The sequence below is a fragment of the Algibacter mikhailovii genome, from assembly GCF_014651495.1.
GTDB classification, from domain to species: domain Bacteria; phylum Bacteroidota; class Bacteroidia; order Flavobacteriales; family Flavobacteriaceae; genus Algibacter_E; species Algibacter_E mikhailovii.
Map to the genome: position 1 here is coordinate 766,676 of NZ_BMWZ01000001.1, position 21,552 is coordinate 788,227.

At 36.5% G+C, this 21,552-nt stretch carries 14 protein-coding genes and 1 pseudogene; all 15 read right to left on the reverse strand.

From position 1 onward, the window contains the following. Nucleotides 1-22: 22 nt before the first annotated feature. The 15 genes and pseudogenes from IE051_RS03160 to IE051_RS03235 all read right to left on the reverse strand — a co-directional run bounded on the left by IE051_RS03160 (nucleotide 23) and on the right by IE051_RS03235 (nucleotide 21,420). A complete protein-coding gene (locus tag IE051_RS03160) occupies nucleotides 23-1,534 on the reverse strand; it encodes a sulfatase family protein (protein ID WP_189359307.1) in 1,512 nt (503 codons plus the stop codon). Nucleotides 1,535-1,700: 166 nt separating this feature from the next. Continuing rightward, nucleotides 1,701-2,861 (reverse strand): mandelate racemase/muconate lactonizing enzyme family protein, encoded by a 1,161-nt coding sequence (locus tag IE051_RS03165; protein ID WP_229796707.1) that lies wholly within the window; start codon nucleotides 2,859-2,861, stop codon nucleotides 1,701-1,703. A gap of 21 nt (nucleotides 2,862-2,882) precedes the next feature. Next, entirely contained in the window at nucleotides 2,883-4,169 is a 1,287-nt protein-coding gene (locus IE051_RS03170) for an MFS transporter (protein ID WP_189359308.1), read from the reverse strand. A 377-nt stretch (nucleotides 4,170-4,546) separates the two neighbouring features. Then, the gene (locus tag IE051_RS03175; RefSeq protein ID WP_189359309.1) at nucleotides 4,547-5,503 is read right to left on the reverse strand and encodes a cation transporter; all 957 of its coding nucleotides are present in this window, start codon (nucleotides 5,501-5,503) and stop codon (nucleotides 4,547-4,549) included. Beyond that, nucleotides 5,481-6,635, reverse strand: coding sequence for a BamA/TamA family outer membrane protein (locus IE051_RS03180; protein WP_189359310.1), 1,155 nt, complete (start codon nucleotides 6,633-6,635; stop codon nucleotides 5,481-5,483). The genes IE051_RS03175 and IE051_RS03180 overlap by 23 nt, the downstream gene beginning before the upstream one ends. Nucleotides 6,636-6,658: 23 nt before the next feature. Further along, nucleotides 6,659-7,819, reverse strand: coding sequence for a hypothetical protein (locus IE051_RS03185; protein ID WP_189359311.1), 1,161 nt, complete (start codon nucleotides 7,817-7,819; stop codon nucleotides 6,659-6,661). Between the two features lie 3 nt (nucleotides 7,820-7,822). Continuing rightward, nucleotides 7,823-8,713 (reverse strand): SphA family protein, encoded by an 891-nt coding sequence (locus tag IE051_RS03190; protein ID WP_189359312.1) that lies wholly within the window; start codon nucleotides 8,711-8,713, stop codon nucleotides 7,823-7,825. Nucleotides 8,714-8,803: 90 nt separating this feature from the next. Next, nucleotides 8,804-9,586: a transporter gene (locus tag IE051_RS03195; RefSeq protein ID WP_189359313.1), complete on the reverse strand. Its 783-nt coding sequence runs from the start codon at nucleotides 9,584-9,586 to the stop codon at nucleotides 8,804-8,806. A gap of 132 nt (nucleotides 9,587-9,718) precedes the next feature. Next, entirely contained in the window at nucleotides 9,719-11,476 is a 1,758-nt protein-coding gene (locus tag IE051_RS03200) for an amidohydrolase (protein ID WP_189359314.1), read from the reverse strand. A gap of 64 nt (nucleotides 11,477-11,540) precedes the next feature. Beyond that, the gene (locus tag IE051_RS03205; RefSeq protein ID WP_189359315.1) at nucleotides 11,541-13,379 is read right to left on the reverse strand and encodes an amidohydrolase; all 1,839 of its coding nucleotides are present in this window, start codon (nucleotides 13,377-13,379) and stop codon (nucleotides 11,541-11,543) included. A gap of 70 nt (nucleotides 13,380-13,449) precedes the next feature. Next, a complete protein-coding gene (locus tag IE051_RS03210; RefSeq protein WP_189359316.1) occupies nucleotides 13,450-15,261 on the reverse strand; it encodes an amidohydrolase in 1,812 nt (603 codons plus the stop codon). Between the two features lie 59 nt (nucleotides 15,262-15,320). Next, on the reverse strand, nucleotides 15,321-15,911 hold the full coding sequence (locus IE051_RS03215; RefSeq protein ID WP_189359317.1) for a nuclear transport factor 2 family protein: 591 nt from the start codon (nucleotides 15,909-15,911) through the stop codon (nucleotides 15,321-15,323). A 12-nt stretch (nucleotides 15,912-15,923) separates the two neighbouring features. Continuing rightward, nucleotides 15,924-17,678 carry an amidohydrolase gene (locus IE051_RS03220; protein WP_189359318.1) on the reverse strand — a complete coding sequence of 585 codons (1,755 nt, stop codon included), beginning with the start codon at nucleotides 17,676-17,678 and terminating at the stop codon, nucleotides 15,924-15,926. Between the two features lie 19 nt (nucleotides 17,679-17,697). Further along, nucleotides 17,698-19,512, reverse strand: a pseudogene (locus IE051_RS18555) (amidohydrolase). A gap of 369 nt (nucleotides 19,513-19,881) precedes the next feature. Continuing rightward, nucleotides 19,882-21,420, reverse strand: coding sequence for an amidase (locus IE051_RS03235; RefSeq protein ID WP_189359321.1), 1,539 nt, complete (start codon nucleotides 21,418-21,420; stop codon nucleotides 19,882-19,884). Nucleotides 21,421-21,552 lie beyond the last annotated feature (132 nt).

Here is a 21,552-nt window from a genome sequence, read left to right on the forward strand (position 1 = left end):
AAGCAATGGTCATGTTCCTTTTTTATAAATTTTGAAATAACTGGTTTAGATCTAACGGATCATCCATATCTTTTTGCAGTTGCAATAAATCCTTAAACAATGATTTTAGGCGTTCCTTATGTTCAGGTAATTCTGAAAGATCATGCATTTCCTCGGGGTCATTATTCATATCAAAAAGAAGCGTTTTATTAATGGCTGGATAAATTAAGAGCTTATAGCCATCTTTTCTAATCATACGTTGTACGTTTAAATAAGCGCCATAAATAGCGTCATAAGAACTTTCTTGTGATTCGCCTTTGGCCAATTTCAAAAAACTATTAAATTCAACATATTTAGGTTTTTCTATTCCAGCGAGTTCCAAGGATGTTGCCATAATATCCTGTAAATATACATCAGCATTAATTTTTTTGTTTTTAGGAATATCCGGTCCTAATAATATCATAGGAGGTCGCATACTATGATCAAATAAACTTTGTTTCCCTAATAAACCGTGTCTTCCCATAGCTAAGCCATGATCGGCAGAGAGGAAAATATATGTATTATCCATTTTTCCAGATTGCTCTAAAGCCTCAAGAATTAAACCTATTTGTGCATCAACATGTGAAATGCTGGCATAATATTCCTGTTTATGCACTTTTATAGCAAATTCAGTACGGGGAAATGGGGCTAAGGCTTCGTCTCTCAAATCATTTCCATTGGCTATATCATGTCTAAATGGATATTCAGGCACATAACTCTTAGGAACAGTTAAGTTTTCTAGTGGATACATATCTATATATTTTTGGGGTGCCTGCCTAGGATCATGTGGCGCATTAAACGCCAAATACATAAAAAACGGTTCTGCTTTAGTTTTGGCTTGGTCAATGAAGTTAATGGCATCATCTTTTAAAACTTCACTCCAATGCTTACCTCCTTCCCAAAAACCGCCTTTGGACATGTCAGTAGGTGACCAAGAATGGTCATCCTTGCTCTTTGGTCTATTATAACCATTGGGCATTATGGCTTCTGAATTCGCATTATTAATTTCAGGAAGGGCATCAAATTTGGCCACCATTGTTTCATGATCCCAGGCATCACTCGGCATTCCTGGTCTAATATGGACCACATTTTCAAACACCTTATCCGCCGGAGCATCAACATGCCATTTACCAGTCATGTAAGTATCGTAACCGTGCTTTTCAAGAATTTTTCCCCATGTCTTATCAATAGAATCATTTTTAATCCAATTTTGCCGAAATGCATTTGCGCGCCATACATATCGGCCTGATATCATCATCGCTCTTGAGGCAGCGCATACGGCACCACTCCAAGACCCCATATTATAGGCATGGGTAAACGTGGTCCCTTCATGAACAAGTTTGTCTAAAGTTGGTGTAATGATTTCATTATTACCTAAGGCATGTATCGAGGAATAAGTCTGATCATCAGTAAAAATGAACACAATATTTGGTGGTGTATTCTTCGTTTCTTCCTTTGTTGAAAGACAGGAGCAAAAAACAATAAATACAAGAACGATATAAAACTTATTAATCATATTTTAGAAATTACACTATGGTGTTTATTTAATCTTTAAACTTCATGTTTTGATTAATCAAATATCTGACTTACCTCTGTGTTTTATTAATACTTATGACTTATTCATTAAAACATATGTTTAAACTAGAATCTTTTAATAACAAAGGAGCTTGAAAATTAAAGGGTTACCAATTAGTAAAAGAACCGTCATTTCTTTTTAACCTTGGTATTTCCACAGGTTTAAAAACTTGAGTTTTAATATACGCTTCATCTACTTCAACACCAAGCCCTGGAGTATCTGGTACTGGATATCGTGCCCCTTCCAATTTGGGTTGCACGGGATAAAATTTTGGATCATTGGTGTTAACATGCGCCCCAGTATTAACCTCCTCTAACCAGCTAAAATTAGGACAGGCAGCCGCAATATGAATCGTTGCAGCTGTGCATAAGGGACCTAATGGGTTGTGAGGCATTAAATCAATATAATGAGCTTCAGCCATGGCTGCTACTTTCATAGACTCTGTTATACCGCCAACATTACAGACATCAATTCTAGCGTATTGGGTAATGTTTTTTTCTAAGAAAGGTAAGAACTGCCATTTACTAGAAAACTCCTCACCGATGGCGAAAGGTACATCAATAAGCTTTCTCAATTCTTGATAGGCTTCAGGGTTTTCATCGCGTATGGGTTCTTCAATAAAATCTATAGTACCAGGAGCCATGCGCTTAATAAACGAATAAGTTTCCGGAATACTTAACCTTGTATGATAATCAATACCTATAGTTATTTCTGTACCTACTTCTTGACGAAGTTTTGTCACCCAATTGGCTATTGTTGAGATGGAGGTTCTTGGATTAAAAAGTGTTTTGTTGCCTGTTGCACTTTCAAATTCAGCTGGTGCCAATCGCAACATGTCCCATCCCTTACTTACAAGGCCTTTAGATAAATCAATCAACTCCTCAAGCGTGGTAAATCTTACGGAGGCAAAGCATTCAACATAATCGCGTTGCTTGCCACCTAGTAAGTCATAAACAGGTACATTAAGATCTTTACCTTTAATGTCATACAATGCGATGTCTATAGCGGATATTGCCGCAGTAAGGACCCGGCCACCTTCAAAATACTGACCTCTATATAAGTCTTGCCAAATGGCCGAAATTTGTCTGGCATCTTTGCCAATTAAAAAACGCTTAAAATGATTGATAGCGCCAACTACAGCAAGTTCTCGTCCCGATAATCCTGAGGCGCCCCAACCATAAATTCCTGAATCGGTTTCTACTTTTACCACTAATTGACTTCCTGAGCCCACATTAATAGGATAAGGAATAATGTTAGTAATCTTCATATTGTATACTATTTAAACCTGTTATTCTTTTATTTCAATGCGTTCAACTTTCCCAACAACAAATGTATAGGACAAAAACCCTAATAGGGCAATGGCCCCTACAAAGAATAAGGCTGGTCTGAAATCGCCATCTTCAACCAAAAATCCAATAACTATAGATACCACAACACCAGAAAGTCCACCAATAAAATTGAACGTACCACCTATTAGCCCTAAATGCTTTGCCGGTGCTAGTAACGACACAAATACCCAGGCAATACTAGCTAACCCATTGCCGAAAAAAGCAAGGGCCAAAAACAGTATCACAAAAAAGGTATCACTGGTATAATTTGCACCAATTATAATAGTGGAAAGCAGCATCCCAAATATGATCGGCACTTTTCTGGAAATTTCGGCAGAAAATCCTTTTTTTACTAAAAAATCAGAAGTAAAACCAGATAAAAGTACGCCAAAAAAAGCGGCTAGAAATGGAATGGAACCCAGAAATCCGGTTTCTAAAAAATTTAATCCGCGGTATTCAATAAGATAGGTTGGAAACCATGTTAAAAAAAACATAGTTGTTGCACCTAAGCAAAACTGACCAATATAAATACCCCATAGCTTTCTGTAGATAAAAGCGTATTTCAAATCACCCCAATTAAATTTTTCAGCGTTTTGATGCTTTTTGTTCGTTTCTGTAATCCCTCCACCCTCAAGGATAAGATTTAACTCTGCTTCACTTACAGATTTATGATCTTTAGGATCTCTATAGTAATAATACCAAATACCCGCCCATACAATACCTATAATACCTGATACAATAAACAAACCTCTCCACCCCATATAATTTTGAATTGCCGCTAATAGTGGTGTTAAAAAAGCTAAACCTAAAAACTGTCCCGAGGTATAAATAGCAATTGCAGAAGCACGTTCATTTTCAGGGAACCACCTACTCACAACCAAGTTATTAATGGGATAGGATGGAGCCTCAAAAACACCTATGCTTCCTCTCAAACCAATGAGCAAAACAAAAGAATTAGCAAAACCTTGTAGTAGAGTTGCTATGGACCAAAAGGTTAATACAAAAGCATATAATACCCTTGATTTTATTTTATCAGCTATAATTCCTCCAGGTATTTGTAACAAAGCATAAGTCCAAGAAAAAGCAGCAAAAATATAGCCCATTTGAATGGTATCTATACCGAGGTCTTTTCTCAATTCTGGGGCTGCTATAGAAATATTACTGCGGTCTAAATAGTTTATGACCACTGTAATAAAAAGCATGGCCAAAATATTATATCGCTTTTTAGTGTGTAATTTTTTACCCATGTTTATTCTATATCCATTTAAAATTTATTGCTTTATAAACTAAAAAAACAACCTGTTTAACAATGATAAAGATAAAATGGATTGCTGCACTTAGATAGAACAAAAACACTAAATCATAGGACTAATGGCCAAAATCACCTTCAAACTAGTCTGGTAAGACTTATTGATTTTTTGAATTATTGATTATCGTTTTGAACCACGCCAAAATTGAATGACAGTATAGCCAAATTCTAAGAAAAAATAATTTAGGATAGCAATGTTCTATTTCTAAAACTTCAGAATGACATTATGAATTCGAAAAAAAATAGTGTGTAGAAAACAGATTAAAGGCTAACCTTTCCCAAACGCCTAGTCTTATATCTAAGTCCTATATTTAATTAGGTTGCCTCTTGTCCAATAACAAGTTCTACCTCAACATTGTGATATTTGTCCCTTAGTTTTGTTAGAATAGAACGTCTTACGGCATCTATTTTAGTTACGGAAACCATTTCTGAATTCGGGTTTAAATACATCACTACAAAAAATCCACTCCCCGTCTTACTTATGTATTGGGCGGTCATCTCAAACTCAGGCGGTAAATTATGTTCTAGTACATTCAAAATATCCAATTTAATAGCTTTATCTTGAATGACTCCACCTCCCATTTCAACAAAGGCCTCTTTAATCACCTTTACGGGAATGCCCAAAAGATAAAGTGCCAAAATAAGAACGACTATGGCATCTCCAATGTATAATAAGAAACTAAATTGTGATTCTGCTGGAACTAATGTTGTTAAAAACAGAGCAATACCTACCGCTATTGAAAGAAAACCATCAATCATAGCCGTTTTACCTTCTACATTTAAAATAGAACTCATCCCATTAAGTTCTTTGTTTTTCTTGTTGTAATAAAACGCTAGGATAAAACAAATAACCCCCATTACAGCACTGTAATATAATATAGGTTTAGGGTTTAAGGTTTGAAATTTTTCACCATTTATATAGTCAATGATTTTTATGGCGTTTTGAAATAAGGCACCAATAGTAACTCCTAAAATAAGTAAGCCCTTAAAAAACACAAAAAAGGATTCATGAAAATATCTACCAAAAGGAAACACATGAGTTTTTTTATGTTTCATTTTTACAATCAAGATGGCGACCCAAGTGGAAATAGCTGCGATAAACGAAAAATTACCATCCAGCAATAAGGCTTCTGAATTGGTAATAGAATAGGCATACCAACCCGCAACAGACATCAATATATTGGCAAAAACACCAGCCCTTAGTCCTTTTATTTCAATACGTTCTAATACTTCCCTCTGTACAACCATACTATCTAAACCAATTACTGCCAATTGTTAAATTCCATGCCCAAATCTCGGGTCCTCTTGCAACATCTATTCCTACATGTAAGCCATAGTCTTTCGCCAAATAATACCTAAAGCCACCCCCTCCAGCGGCTTTAATCTCCTTACCTAAATCACTAAAATCATTTAAAGCTTCACCCATCCCTACAAAACCAATGAGACTCCAACGTTTATAAAAATTCCAACGCCATTCTGTTTCAACGGTATATGTATTGGGCCCTTGGTACCTTAACATAGGTATGCCTCTTAAACTTATATCTGGTAGAGCGTAAAAAGGAACATCACCAGACTTAGACTCAATACTTAAACGGTATCCTGAAAATAGTTTATTTTTTACAACTGGCAAATACGCGTAGGTTCTTGAGGAAATATTCCAAAAATCAGTATCACCGCCCAAGAAAGTCGCAAACCTACCCAGTTCCAAACCACTCATAATCCCTTTTGTAGGGGTAAATGAATTATTCCTACTATCCCACAAAAATGAAGCATTGATGCCTCCTAAATTCGTGTCTGTCTCTAAAGAACTAAAGTCAGGGTCATCTATACCTGTTTCAAATGCTATATTATTTGTAAAAAAACTATAATTTAACCCAGCAAAAAATGGCACGTCTTTGTTTATGCGATACAAAAATTCATGCATAGTAGCCAATCCATTCATTTCAAAATCAAATTTACCTTCCAGTATATCATTAGGACCAAAATAAACGGACAGTTTAGGTGCTACATATCCTAAAAATCCTAAATACCGGATTCTGTCTTTAGCATAAGACCCTTGATGCGCTATGGCGGCCAACCAAGTACCATTATCCGTTAATGCACCTGCTAAAACACTTACTGTAGGAGATAAGCCTTTTGCCTCTTTATCATCTCTCTTTTTATGAAAATAGGCTATAGCCAATCCGCCTCCAAAACCTACTGCAGGTTCTGTTATTATTATGGGTACGGGTAGAAAGCCAGTTGTTGAATTCAGAAAGCCGCTCACATCAACGGCCCCATCTTCTTCAGAAATAAAGTTTTCCTTAAACGATTGTGCGGTTAAAGCATTTGAAAGAATACAAAAACACACTAGTAATTGTACTTGTAAGAGGCTTATTTTATAATTTTTACTATTTAAAAACATAACATTAAAATTTAACTATTTTTTTAAAACATAATAAATGATCGTAAACCAAACACGGTGTTGACTTTGTCATTAACAGTACTAATTAATTGAAAATTGGGAGCGACATTAATATATTCATTAATGAAATAACGATAGTAGGTGTCTATGCCGTACTCATAATTCCCAGATTTTTCATTCATGACTAAAGCAAAACCCGCTTGGTCTTGAATTCTATTTAACGGCTTTTTAAAAGTCAGGCCAGCAACAAATGTAGAATTCAATTTATCAATATGACCACTTCCGTTTGACGCCTTTAGCACTAAAATTAAATTATCAGTTAGCCCTTGATTGGCTGTATAAACAAAACCAGACCCTGATTGTTGACCTTCTTTTGCATCCTGACTATAATAAACTAAATTATGACTGGAATATAATCCTTTTCCTGTGCCAATCTTAAATCGTAAAAACCCCATGTAATTCCAAGAAGTATTACTGAATTTTGGTATATACAAATAATTATTTCGAGCATCATTATCTGAAATTATCCCACCAAAACTAAAATTATCTGTGAAATGATATTCTGAATAGATTCCCATGCCTGCACTTATATCGGGAACAGGATCTGACGCCGCACTTTTCATAAAGTAATTGTACTTATCCCATCCCGAATAGTCCGTAAAGGTGGTTAAAAATAAAGGGTCAAATTTACCGAATGAAACATCTAATTTTTGATTAAAAAAGAAGAATTCAGCCATCAATTGTTCAAGGCTCAAATCATGATCAGATTCTGAAGATGCATTGGGTGTGGTTATCATATTCAGTTTTTTAGCAAAATCACTGGTGGTTTCTCCTGCCCAAAAACTTGTTTGTTCTAGCCAACCGTGAATATTCATCTTCCATTTTTCCTTCTTAATAGCGCGCCATTTATATATGATACCTAAATCACTATGCAAATTATTCGCACTAGCTGAAGATCCTGTACCATACTGATACATAGGCGAAAAATACACGAAAGGTGCATGCTTTTTATTCGAATAGGCCCATTTGTCAAAACGATCTTTTAATTCTGAAATTTCTTCTTGATCTTTTTTATCATAAATGGCTTTCATATTATTTTCAACCATGCCTTCTTCCCCTTCTTGAGCAAATACACTAATTAAACTAAACGTTGCTAAAAAAAATATACAATATTTCAATTTCATAGATTAAAAATTCTTTAAGAAAATAAAACGAATAGCCGAACCTTCTGGTCTGTTTACGCCATCATACTCTAAATACCAACGGGTAATAAAAGCCCAATTACTTTTGGTACGATAATTAAACTCCATACCGACGGCACTCACCTCATAATCATTTAAACCTGCAGGTAGAGTTACTCCTTTTTGGTCACCAATTTGTTTGGTTCTATACCCAATAATCCCCATATTAAAAACCTCGTCAAAAGTACGCCCAATACCATATTCCATGACATGAGTAGATGCTGGGTTAATATTAGTGCCTTTTTGTTTTCCGTTAAACTCAAACGTATTCATTAAGCTTACATTCCATGATTTTTTAGCATCTAAATATACAGTACCTCCAAGTCCAATATTGTGTGACCAGAACCCTTTACCTTTATTAGATTTTGAATTCATATCAAAGCTACCTGTTGGTGCCCAAAATGCATATCTGGTATTTATCGCAAACTGTTTAAAATTCCAGGTTAGCATTAAAGGAATCACTTTGATATCACCCAGACCAATATTATCAGGATCTAGCTCTAAAGTTTCGGGGTTCGGCGCTAGATTGGTAAATGGCAGAATAACAGCGGCATTATAATTCGCTTTTATCTTATCTATTTTAGTTCCCCAAATTCCACCACTAATATTGGCGATAACGTTAATAGGCTTTGAAAGTGTTGAAATATTACCATCATTATCTTTCATTTCTGCAGCATAGTAAATATGGGTCACATTCACATAGGACCAATCCATAGGAAACCCATGTGCTGACCTTAATCCAAATAATCCAGGTCCATAATGACCAGAAACCACTTGCGCATCTACTTTAGTAAAACCTATTAATACAAATACAATGATAAAAAGATTCAATTTCATAACTTAAATAGTTTGGTTTTTTGAATGTAAACGCTTCCGAGTCTAATATAACAGGGAAGCATTTTTATATTTTATTATGATGTCATCTGATTAAAAGAAAACGGATAACCCAGCACTTACGGTGTGGTTTTTATCTTCAAATTTACCACTGTAAAAAGCTGTAAGCTGCATTTTTGGATTTAAAGTATAGGCTGCAAAAACTTCTTGCTCAAACCGGTCTTGACGCTCATCATTAAAATTATTCAGCTTAAGGACTGGCGTTACTTGCATAAAAAACTTTTCAGAGAATATTATTGGTGTAATCACTTGAAAAGAAAATCCGTGTGTTGCTACATCAGCCGCAGGAGATGGATTATTATAAGTTGGTTTACTAGCATATTGGTATGATGCTATTGGAAAAAACTGAATCCAATCTGCTGCCATAATACCCACTGTTAGTCCCGGAGATACAATAAAGCGTCCAGATCCTAATCCGTTTTCAAAACTACCTGTTGGTGCAAAAACATCAATAGACGCTCCAAAAGCACCTATAGTCTTATCATAATTTTTATAAGGTAGAAAGAAATATCTTGCTCTTAAATCTCCAAGTCCAAATTTTGAAGTCCTATCGTTATATAATAATGGTGCCTCAACTAATACCATATGTGCCTCAGATAGGGCTAAGGTTAATTTGCCTCTATATCCATATACATTTTGATTTTCTTGACTTGAATATTCCAAAGTATTATCCAAAAAAGAATAAAAGTTTGTGGGTTTAGAGGTGTCTAAAGTTTCAGTGGATTCATTTGTATTTGACTGCTCATCATCCTGAGCAAAGGTTAAAAAGGAGCTAGACATTGCAATTACAAATACTAATAGTTTTAAGTTTTTCATTTTAATTTTGTTTAATTTAATATGATTTTATGGTCTCTTATCTGTAACAGGGCAAGACCTTCATAAAAACCCTAATTAAATTTCAAAAAAAGAGCAAACCACTTAAAAGGTTTGCTCCTTTTTTGAATTGTACTAGTTTGATTTATGTGTGTATTTACCATTCATCATTGTAGACACCACTTTAACTTTAGCAATTTCGTTTGATTGCACATCAAAAAGGTTCTTCTCAAGAATAACCAAATCTGCATATTTACCTACTTCAATAGTTCCTATTTTGTCTTCCATTCGGACTTGCCAAGCAGGAAAGACAGTAACCCCTTTAATCCCTTGTTCTAAGGTAATAGCCTGAGATGCTGGAGGGAAGGGTTTTGAATCTGGATCATTAGGATTCATCCTTGTCATCGCAGATTCAATTAGAAAAAGCGCTCCGGCTTCATTGGAAGGTGTAGAAGGTACATCAGCCGAAATACTAACCTTGAGGCCAATATCGAACGCTGTTTTTATTTGCTGATAATAATTTTCAGTTCTTTCCTGTCCTAATTTATCTTGAGCCAAGGCATAGGTATTTCCCCAATCTGTTCTCCAAATAGGTGTAAGATTTACTGGAATATCTAATTCTCCTGCTCGTTTCATGTCATCAGGATGCACCACGGCGAAATGCTGCAATGAGTTTCTAGCATCTGCGTGTCCTGCTTTTTTGGAGAACTCAATAGCATCAATAGTAGTTCTAATAGTGGCACTGCCATCAGCATGTATTGATACGTCTAATCCTTGCTCATTAGCCTTAACAATCATATCTTGTACAATCTCAGGACTTACTCCATCTATCCCTGCGTAGTCTGGTCTATCTGTATAAGGTTCTAGCATTAATGAAGTATGCGTACCCCAATTGGCCTCTGGGTGAATTTTAATGCCTTGCATTCGGATCATGTCAGAATTATATGTGGCTTGAAATTTTTTCGCTTCTGCAATAATATCTTCTACCGGAATATTTCCATTCTTAAAAAGGTAATGTGCAAATGTTCTAAGCTTTAGTTCACCTTTGTCATTCAAGTCCTTTAAAAGTTTCATCGCATAATCATTATCCTCAATGTACTGCTCAAAAGTTGAAATATTGGGAGTCACTAATCCTATATTCAATACAGAAGTCCAACCTTGGCTTGCAGCATTATCGTATAATTCTTTTTGGCTATTTACTAATAAAACATCTTTGTCCCACGCACCAGCGCTTATGTAGGCATCCATCCAGGAAAGCTCAACAGAGTTGCCTGTGGGGTTCCCTGCATCGTCTCTAACCCAATAACTAAATCCAGGTTGTTTATCCTCAGTTTCTTTTGTAATATTTCCGGCCTCTAACATTTTACTATTCAACCATGCATCGTGTATCGTAAAGTCAAATAATATGGCCTTCTGATTTGGCACTACGGCATCCAATTCGGCAGCCGTTGGTCGTTCACTACCATAAGACGTATAATTCCAACCATATCCATAAATAAACTCCTCATCAGGATTAGCATCTGCATAGGCCTTGATCAATGCCAAATATTCCTCCTTATTTTTCGCAGGAAAAAGATTGACACCGGCTTTGGTCCAGTTAGAGGCGACTAAGTGATCGTGCCCACTTACAAATCCTGGTAACATCATTTTACCAGCAAGATCTGTAGTTTCTGTATTGTCGCCAATATATGCTTCAGCATCAATTGTTGATCCAACAAAAACAATCTTGTCACCTTTTATAGCCACCGCTTCAGCCCAAGGCTGAGCATCAGTAACCGTATAAACTTTACCATTGGTAAAAACCATATCTGCGGCTTCCTTTTTTGCCTCTGACTTACAACCTACAAGTATGGTTATAAATAATACTGAAAGTGTTAATTGTAATTTTTTCATAGTTAGTTTTGTTAATTTTAGTTTGAATCTTAATTACCCTCATTCATAACCGGGTCGTGTTCTATTATAAATGAGACCCATGTTTACAACCTTTTAGCGCTGCTGGCATAGGTACAAAATTCTCAGGTTCTGTTGTCAATACGGCTTGTCTATCATCTGCTTCATAAGTGTATTTACCATCCATAATAGTACCGATAACCTTAATGTCCTTAATTTTAGTTTCATCCACGTCATAAGGACTTGCTTCTAGGATTACAAAATCTGCGTATTTTCCAACTTCAATGGAACCAATTTTATCTTCCATTCTAATTTGCCATGCCGGGTTAATTGTAACCGCTTGAATAGCTTGGGCTACTGTTAGGGTTTTAGCATCAGCTGGAAATTTTTTAGAATTTTCAAAATCTAATGGATTTCTGAAAGTTACGGCGGTCTGAATTTGTGTTAAAGCGCCCACACTTTCTACAGGTGATGAAGGTATATCTGCTGAAATACTCACTTTGTTCCCAGCACCTATTACATCAGCATATCTTGCCACATGCGTACTTGTTCTTTCTTTACCTAACATTCTTAGATAGTCCTTATCCTGACTTGCCCAATCTGTCGAGAAAATTGGAGTGACATTCACAGGGATGTTATGGTCAATGGTTCTTTGTAAATCAGCAGGGGTCACGATTTGAAAGTGATGTAACGCATTTCTTTCATCGGTATTACCGGCTTCTCTTGAAGCAAGAATAGCGTCAATTTTACCAGCTACAGAACCTGATCCTTCAACATGTGTAAATACATCCAATCCAAGAGGATTAGCTGCCAGAAGGACTTCTTTCATTCGGTCTGGAGAAGTAGCCGAAGCGCCATAATCATCAGTACCTTCCCATGGTTCAACCATAAGCACACCTCCTGAACTCCATGTGCCTTCAGGGTGGATTTTAATACCATGAACCCTTAAATGATCACCATTATACTTATTAGCAAATTCTTTAACACGTTTGCAAAAATCTACAGGATCAGAATTGGCATCTTTATAAGCGGGTTGGACGAATGACCGGATACCTAATTTCCCTTCATTATCAAGTTTTGTAAGTATTTGCATAGTAACCTCTAAATCATCAAACATCCCATCCGTATTACTAAAATTTGGGGTTACTACTCCAGGAGTCAGTATTGTAGTATAACCAGCTGCTATGGCTCTGCTATGCAGAAACTCGCGGCTATCTCCTATCATGTTTTCAGGATTCCACATCACTTTCGCATAGGTTGGAAACCAGGCTAATTCTACTCCAACACCTGATGGGGTTCCTGTGGCATCTCTTACCCAGTAGGTTACTCCAGGAACGTCATCAGGTGAATCTTTTGTAATCCCACCAGCCTTCATCGCTGCTGAATTTAACCAAGCATCGTGAATAGTAAAATCGAGGAAAATAGCAACTTTATTAGGAATAATTTCATCCAACTCTTTTGCTGTTGGAAAGCCACCCATCAAGTTTTTATTATATCCCATTCCGGTATAATATTCCATGTCTGGATTATCTTCTACATATTTTTTAATTAATGCAAATGTTTCTTCTTTATTAGTAGCTCCGTTTAAATCAAGGCCTTGCTTGGTCCATTGTGAGGCGATAATGTGATCATGCCCGCTAACAAAGCCTGGCATCATAGTTTTACCTGCCAAATCTCTAGTTTCTGTACCTTCGCCTATATAGGCCTTAGCATCTTCAGAAGACCCTACAAACACGATTTTATTATCTTTTATAGCCACTGCTTCTGCTGAAGGTTGTCCTTCATTAACGGTAATGACATTGCCATTGGTAAAAACCATATCGGCTGTTTCTTTTTTTGTTTCAGACTTACAACTTACAAGTAAAGTTATAAATAATACTGAAAGTGTTAATTGAATTTTTTTCATGATACTTTTTTATTTTTTATCTCTTACTTATAACAGGGCAATTATTAACGAAAAACCCTAAATAAAATAATTACATCCCATCATTATGAGTATACTCTCCATAAAGCATGGTTCCAACACATTTAGCTTCTTCCACTAAATTCTCAGGTTTAATATCTCTAAGACTTTTATTGAACACTGCAAAGTCAGCATACTTTCCAACCTCTATAGATCCAATTTTGTCTTCCATTTGTAATTGCCAAGCTGCGTTAACCGTCATAGATTTAAGCGCATCGTCTATAGTATATGGCTTTCTGTTTTGTGGGAATGCACCTAATTCAGGACGTCCTGGTTGTTCTAGTGTCATAGCTTGTTGAAATAACCAAACCGGATACGCTTCTTCAACTACAGATCCTGGAGGATCTCCACCCAAGGAAACATTCGCTCCATTTTGAGCCATTTCCATATATAATCCCATGGTACGTTCAACCGTTTCTTTTGAATATTTTTTAAGAACAGCCTCACCGTCTTTTCCGTTTTCTACCGCATTTGTAAAAATAGGTGTCGCATTTAAAGGAATGTTGTACTCCATAATTTGAGCTGCAGTCTCAGGATTTATAAAACTAATATGATCCATACGATGACGTGTTGTTGCCTCAGGATATGCCTTTTTTGATGCAATAATAGAATTTGTTGCGGTTTGAATCACTCGGGTTCCATCGGCATGTAAAACCACATTTATGTTTTCTGATGTGGCTTTCATAATCGTAGCATGAATCACATCTGCACTCATTGCTAAAGGTGCTAAATAAGGAAGATCATCGCCTTCATCTTTATTATACGGTTCAGACATGCTCATGGCACGGTCGTTATAATGACCATCTGCATGCATTTTAAGGCTATTAACACGTAGCATATCGTTATTGTATTTTTCTCTCATGCGCACTGCAAATGGCACATAGTCATCAGGATCTGCATCCAGTAATTTCATAAATGGCATGGTATTAATACGCATTTTAGCTTCTCCAGATTCTATTCTAGTGGTTAGAATTTTCATGATATCTTCAAAATCTTGGCGCGTTGCTTCAGAACTAATCCCAAAATTAGGTGTGATAACACCAGGAACTAACACTGATGTCACTCCTTGACTAGCCAAATAGCCTTGCATATAATTCATGGTTTCTGGCACCATAATTTCTGGAATCCATGCCCCAATATCTACATAGGTTTGCATCCATTGCGTCTCAATGGCTGCACCAGTAATGTTACCACTAGCATCTCTTTCCCAATACACTACTCCCGGAACATTATCTTTAACATTATTATCAATTTTAGCCAATTTTAATGCCACGGTATTAAAAACCCCATCATGAGAACTGTTCCCTAATGCTACAACTGGCTTATCTAGTCCAAGCTTATCAAGATCGGCCGCACTTGGGTTTCTACCCAAAGCAGCAGGGCGATAGCTTACAGCCTGTACCACTTTTAAATCTGGGTTTTTATCTGAATATTCTTTAATTATTGCAAGCATCTCATCTATAGATTGCGCGGCTTGAACATTTACTCCTGATGTTGTAAAACTAGATGCAATAACATGTGTGTGTGCGTCAATGAAGCCTGGTGTTACGTATTTACCACCTAAGTCAATAACCTCTGTGTTATCACCCACAAAATCCTTCACATTATTGTTAGACCCTACAAATACTATTTTTCCATCTTTCATAGCGACAGCTTCTGCTGTAGGCTGATCTGGATTCATAGTTTCAATAGTACCGTTTTGAAGCACTTTATCTGCCACAACTATTTCAGCTGCACTAGAAGCACTGTTGTTTTTTCCATCTGAATTACAAGCTATCAATAGGCCAACTAATAAAAAGGAAAGGATGAATTGAATCTTTTTCATGATATCTATTTTTTATTTTTTATTATGAATTTGAGCATTGTGCCCAATATTTTTATCTATTATTTAACCGAAGATGAACCAGGAAAAGACTGGTGCATATGGCGTATTTTCCATGCATTGCCTTCCAGCACGTATACTATGGATATGGCTTGAGGAGATTCTATTAAAAGCTCCCCAGCACTATCGTACTGGCGAAAAAGTCCGTACCCTGCATAAAGAGCACTGGTAGACGACAGCACGGTTATTTCTTCTCGCTCCATTTCAATGTCTTGCTTAGCAACACCGACAAACCCAGCTGCATAACTTTCTGCTACGGCTTCTGTGGTCCACAGCATCTCCCCCTGCATACCATAGGCGCCCTTGTTGGTAGGTATCATGGGTGCTAGCATGGCGTCCAAATCGGCTTTACGAGCATTTTCCCAAGATTCATGTGCCGCGGCCAAAACTGCTGCTTCTATTTGAGCCTCACTCAATGTTTCAACTTTTTCAGAAGTTAATACGTCAATGGCTTCAGCTGTTTCTTTTTTCGTATCCGATTTACAAGCTACCAGTAATGTTACTAATACGATCGTAAGTGCTAATGGTATTTTTTTCATAAGGTTTAATCTATTCGTAAAAGGGTTTAAAATGAACTTAATCCCTAATGACATTTCTTATTATTTTTAATCTGCCCTGTTCATATACTTTCCATCCAAAATAGTAGCCATTATTTTTACATTTTGAATTTCACTTTTGTCTACATCAAAGAGGTTCTTCTCAAGAATCACTAAATCGGCCAATTTCCCAACTTCAATCGAACCAATTTTATCTTCCATATGCATGAATAAAGCCCCATCAATTGCAAATGAACGGATAGCTTGCTCTAAAGTCATTGGTTTTCTATTTGTTGGGTAAGCTACCGCATCAGGGTTTGATGGATCTGTCATGGTAACTGCAGCTTGAATGTTTTGAAGTGGGGCTTGCATACTTATAGGCGTACCTGGGTAATCTGAACCCAAACCAACAGGTAAACCAGCATGCGCTAAATCAGGATATCTACCCATCATTTCGTTAATACGTTCTTTTCCTAATACTTTTTCATAATCCTTGTCTTGATTTCCGAAGGTATTTGTAAAACTTGGTGTGGCATTAACCAACATTTTATTGTCTATAACACGTTGGTGATCATCTGGATGTACTAACATATAATGATGTAATTGATTTCTAACATTTGTATTACCAGCCTTGATTGAAGCTTCAAAAGCATCAATTGCTGCTCTTGTAGAAGCACTACCTTCGGTGTGAATTGCTACGTCTAAACCTTCTTTGTTTGCTGCCATAACTAACTCCATTGTTCTTTCAGGAGTGACCCCAAATCCACCTTTTGAATCAGTACCCTCATACGGTTTTAAAAGCGGCGCACCATAATTAATAATGCCACTCTCTGGATGAATCTTTATTCCAGTTACACCATGCATATCCGAATTATATTTCTCTTTCATGCGCTTAGTAAATGAAATAAAAACATCTGGTGTGGCATCTTCTGTTTTAAAGGCAGGCATTGAAAAGCTTCTTAATGGCATTTTACCATCCTTAATGAGTTGGTCAATGACTTCCATAGCTGTTTCATAATCTTTTAACATCTCATCTACAATAGTTAAGGTTGGACTCAGCAGACCAGGACCAAATACGGATGTAGTACCATAGGATGAGGCTTCACCCATTAATTTAAGGATACTTTCCTTCATCATTGTATCAGGTTGCCAAAGTCCTAATCCTAAATAAATCTGCAACCATTGAAATTCTATAGCGACACCTGTTGGATTACCCGCATCATCTCGTACCCAATAGGTAGTGCCTGGAATGGCATCTGGGGTATCTTTAGTTATATTTTGATCTTTCATTGTAGCTGAATTCATCCAAGCTTCATGACTTGTATAATCAATTAATAAAACAGGACGATCTGGAATAATAGCATCTAAATCTTCAGCTGTTGGCAAACCTCCTAATTTAGGTGTTGCCCAGCCTGCACCATAAATAACTGGCAAATCAGGATTAGCATCAGCGTAATCCTTAACCATTTTTAAAGTTTCTTCTTTATTAGTTGCATCGTACAACAAAATCCCTTGACCAATCCAATCTGCTGCGATTAAGTGATTGTGAGAATCAACAAAACCAGGAAGCATCATTTTTCCTGCTAAATCTGTAGTCTCAGTGCCTTCTCCAATATAGGCTTGTGCATCTGCGGTTGAGCCAACAAATACAATTTTATTTCCTGTTACAGCTACCGCTTCTGCCCAAGGTTGCGATTCATTTACTGTATATACTTTACCGTTAGTGAAAACAGAATCTGCAGCAGTTTCTTTTTTAGTTTCTGATTTACAACCGATTAAAAGGGTAATAAATAATACTGAAAGCGTGAATTGAATTTTTTTCATGATTTTGTTTTAATAATTTTTATTCTTCTTCTTTTAAACTCCAAGTTCCTGGTAAACAGATATGCTCATTTTCAACATAGTCTCCGTATTCAACAGTTGCAGAACTTCCTTCAACTGTTTTTTCAAAATTAGCACCGCCCCAAACAACTTCTCCATTCATTAAAGTTAAGACCACTTTTGTATTGTGAATGTCTAATTTATTGGTTTTCTCTAATTCGAAAATGTCTCTATCTAAAATAATCAAATCTGCCTTTTTACCCACTTCAAGACTCCCTATAATATCGTCTCTAAATATGGTATAAGCACCATTAATAGTCATCATTGGAATCATTTCTTCAAGAGTTAATACTTCTCCTGGAAATACACCATGTTCGCCATTAGGGTTCATTCTTGTAGCACCAATCTGAAAAAGTTCCCAAGGTGTCCATTCTGGCGACGTTGGCCAATCGGCCCCAGCTGAAATCATTAGTCCTGTATCTAACATACCTCTGAAATTATACATACCATCTACTAATTTCTGATTTACATTTTTGAATAAACTGGCCCTGTTATAATCATTTGGTGCAGGCCAATGTGTTTGTACCTGAGCAATGATGTTTAGCTTTTTCATACGCTCAAATTGACCACTATTTCCATGATCTAAATGCGTAATGATATGTCGAGCATTTTCTCCTAAAGGGTTTCCATTGGTATTGGCATATTCTAAAGCTTGTATTGTGCGTTCAATTCCGGCATCTCCTTGAGCATGGAACATCATTCTGTAACCCTGCTCTGTCTATTTTTCAACCTCTTGATTTAAACCCTCTTGAGAATAATTTGCTGGTGGATGTGTGCCATCCAAATAAGGTTCAGACATGAATGCCATGGTTCCTGGAATACCATCTACAGCCCATTTAACTGTTCTTAGGTTCAACATTTCACCTTCATCAAATTGACGACCTTCAAGTGCCTTCGCATTATCTTCATCACTTAAAGGCGATAGGTGTACAGCGTTTACCGAAACGCGTGCGTTTAATTCGCCTTTTTCAAAAACACGTTTATAAACATCATCTCCGCCATCTTTTGTAATAGAAGCCGCTTCAATAATTGAAGTAATACCTTGTTGATTAATTAATTCTATTCCTGTTCTTACGGCTAACTCCTGCTGATCTTTTGTAAACAGCCTTGGCACTTCGCCAAAACCTAATGATATATGTGCTTTTTCAACCATATATCCTGTGGCTTCTCCATTAGCATCACGCGTAATTATTCCGCCATGTGGGTTTGGTGTCTCTTTATCAACACCGAAATATTCTAGAGCTTTTGTATTGTACCAACCGTTATGCTGACTATCATCAGCCAAAATAGCAGGGCGTCCTCCAGTTAGCTCATCTAACTCCTCTTTTGTAGGGTTAGGAAACTGGGCTTTCCCCCAACCTGTTCCTAAAACCCAATCATCTGGCCCTAAAGTTTCAGCATGTTTTCGGATAATTTCTTTAACCACCTCCGGGCTTTCAGTCATGGATTCAAATAAATTTAACATCACTGAATTGGCTTGACCTGCAATACGCAAGTGACAATGGGTATCTATTAATCCTGGTAAAATCAATCGGTTTCCAGCATCAACCACTTCAGTTTGATCGCCAATAAAAGCTTGTGCATCTTCTGTAGATCCAACAAAAACAATTTTATCGTCCTTTACTGCCACAGATTCTGCCCAGGGCTGAGCGTCATTTACGGTATATACTTTTCCGTTAGTAAAAACGGTATCAGCCGCTTCTTTTTTCGCTTCTGATTTACAAGCAACTAGTACCGTTAATAATACGACCGTAAGTACTAATTGTATTATTTTCATAATGTTTAATCTATTAGTAAAAGGGAGTAAAATGAACTAAACCCTTATGAAGTATTAAAATAATATAATCTTTTACGAAATTACCGAAAACAAAACAAAAATCATCTTATTAGAACATTATAATTTGTATTTAAAAACACAATTTAATCTCCTTATTATTAATGTATTAGTAATTATTTTGATTGAATCTTTTTTTTTTGCATTTCAGGCTAGTAAAAGCGCATGAAGTTATGCGTACATAATATTATTTGCAATCGTAATATTTCCCCAAGGAGCTTATAAATTTCTTTCAGAAAACTGATGGCAAAATTTGCAACAAAAAAACCGAAGCTTTACGCTCCGGTTTAATCACTATTAATCAATTTGGGGTTATTTTGTTACTGGCATATCTTTACCTTGAAAAAGTTTTATTCCCAATTTGTTATAGTTAAAAGCCACTTTGAATACCGATTCTGTTTCATAAGGTTTTCCAATAATTTGCATGCCTATTGGCATCCCTTCAGAACTAATTCCTGCTGGTGCATTTACTATTGGCATCCAGTTTAAAAAGTTGAATGGTAACGTATATTGCATTCCAATAAAAGCAGGGTATTCAGTGCCATCCACCGTTAAGTTTCCTTGTGTGAAATCGTAATCGGCAGGAATATGACTTGTTGGCATTGTAGGGGTTAAAATGATATCATAGCCTTTTTCATATACTTGATCCACAATATTCTTATACATTTCTTTAACTTTTAATTCCGCTTGTAACAAATCTTTATTAGTATACTCACCTTTTAACGATTTGGCAATAAAATGACCGCCGTAAGTTGTCATTTCAGGGATTGACTCTTCATATGCTGAGAAACCACCTCCCATTGGACCTGCAATGGCCAAACTGCTAATGGTATGTGCAATTTCATCTGGTGTTAATCCAATATTTAATTTAACCACATCAACTTGTGCACCAGCCTCACGCAACGTTTTTATTGCATCTTGCATAGCATCTTCCACCTCTTGTGTTGGCTCTACAATACCCATACCTCCAACATATGCAATTTTAACACCTTCAAGATTTTCATATTCAGTAGCAAGTGGCTGATGTTTGAATACGTTTGTTGAATATTTTCCTGGTCCAGCAATCACATTATGCATTAAAGTCATATCAGTAAAATTACGTGCCATTGGCCCTGAAGCTGCAAAATAACTATGGGGGTTCCCTGTGTGTAATTCTCCTGGTGTAGTTTTATAACCATAAACCCCATTAAATGCGGCAGGAATTCTAATAGAACCTCCCATATCTGATCCTGTTGCAATTGTGCAATATCCTGCTGCTAAAGCTGCTCCTGACCCTCCTGAAGAACCACCTACTGCATACTCATTATTCCATGGATTACGTGTAGTTCCCCACGCTTTTGTTGAGGTCACAAAATTTAAATACAATTCTGGCACCGTTGTTTGAATCATAGGAATTGCACCGGCTTCTTTAAGTTTTGCAACAATAGGATCGGCATCTTCTGCTCCCGGATCATGCTTATGTACATTAGATCCAAAAGTAACCACCCAGTTTTTGTCGTGGTGCTCATCTTTCACGCCCACTGTAATGCCTTCTAGAGCTCTGTTGGTTCCTTTCTGATATCTTTTCTCTGATACTTTTGCTAATTTCAAAGCATCATCAAAGTGAACAAAAGTTGTAGCGTTTATAGTGCCATTAGTCTTTACCCATTGCGCTTTTTGCGCGTTAACCACATCTACAGGCGAAACGACACCTTGTTTGTAAAGTTCAATTAATTGGGTTGCGGGCATAAATGCTAGCTCTTCATGAGAATAAGAAGGGTTTTGTGCTTTAGCAGCTATGCTGGTTGCTAAAAACAGCACTGCAAATAAAATTGCAATTACATTTTTGATTATTCTTTTTAGTGTTTTCATGATTATTTGATTTTATTATTTAGACTTATTTTTAAAGGTTTTATTTGTTTTCATTTTGTCCTTCATAAATAACAGGGCAAAACCCCTCAAAAACCCCTAATTGTTTTACAACTTTTTTTAATTAAAGCGTTT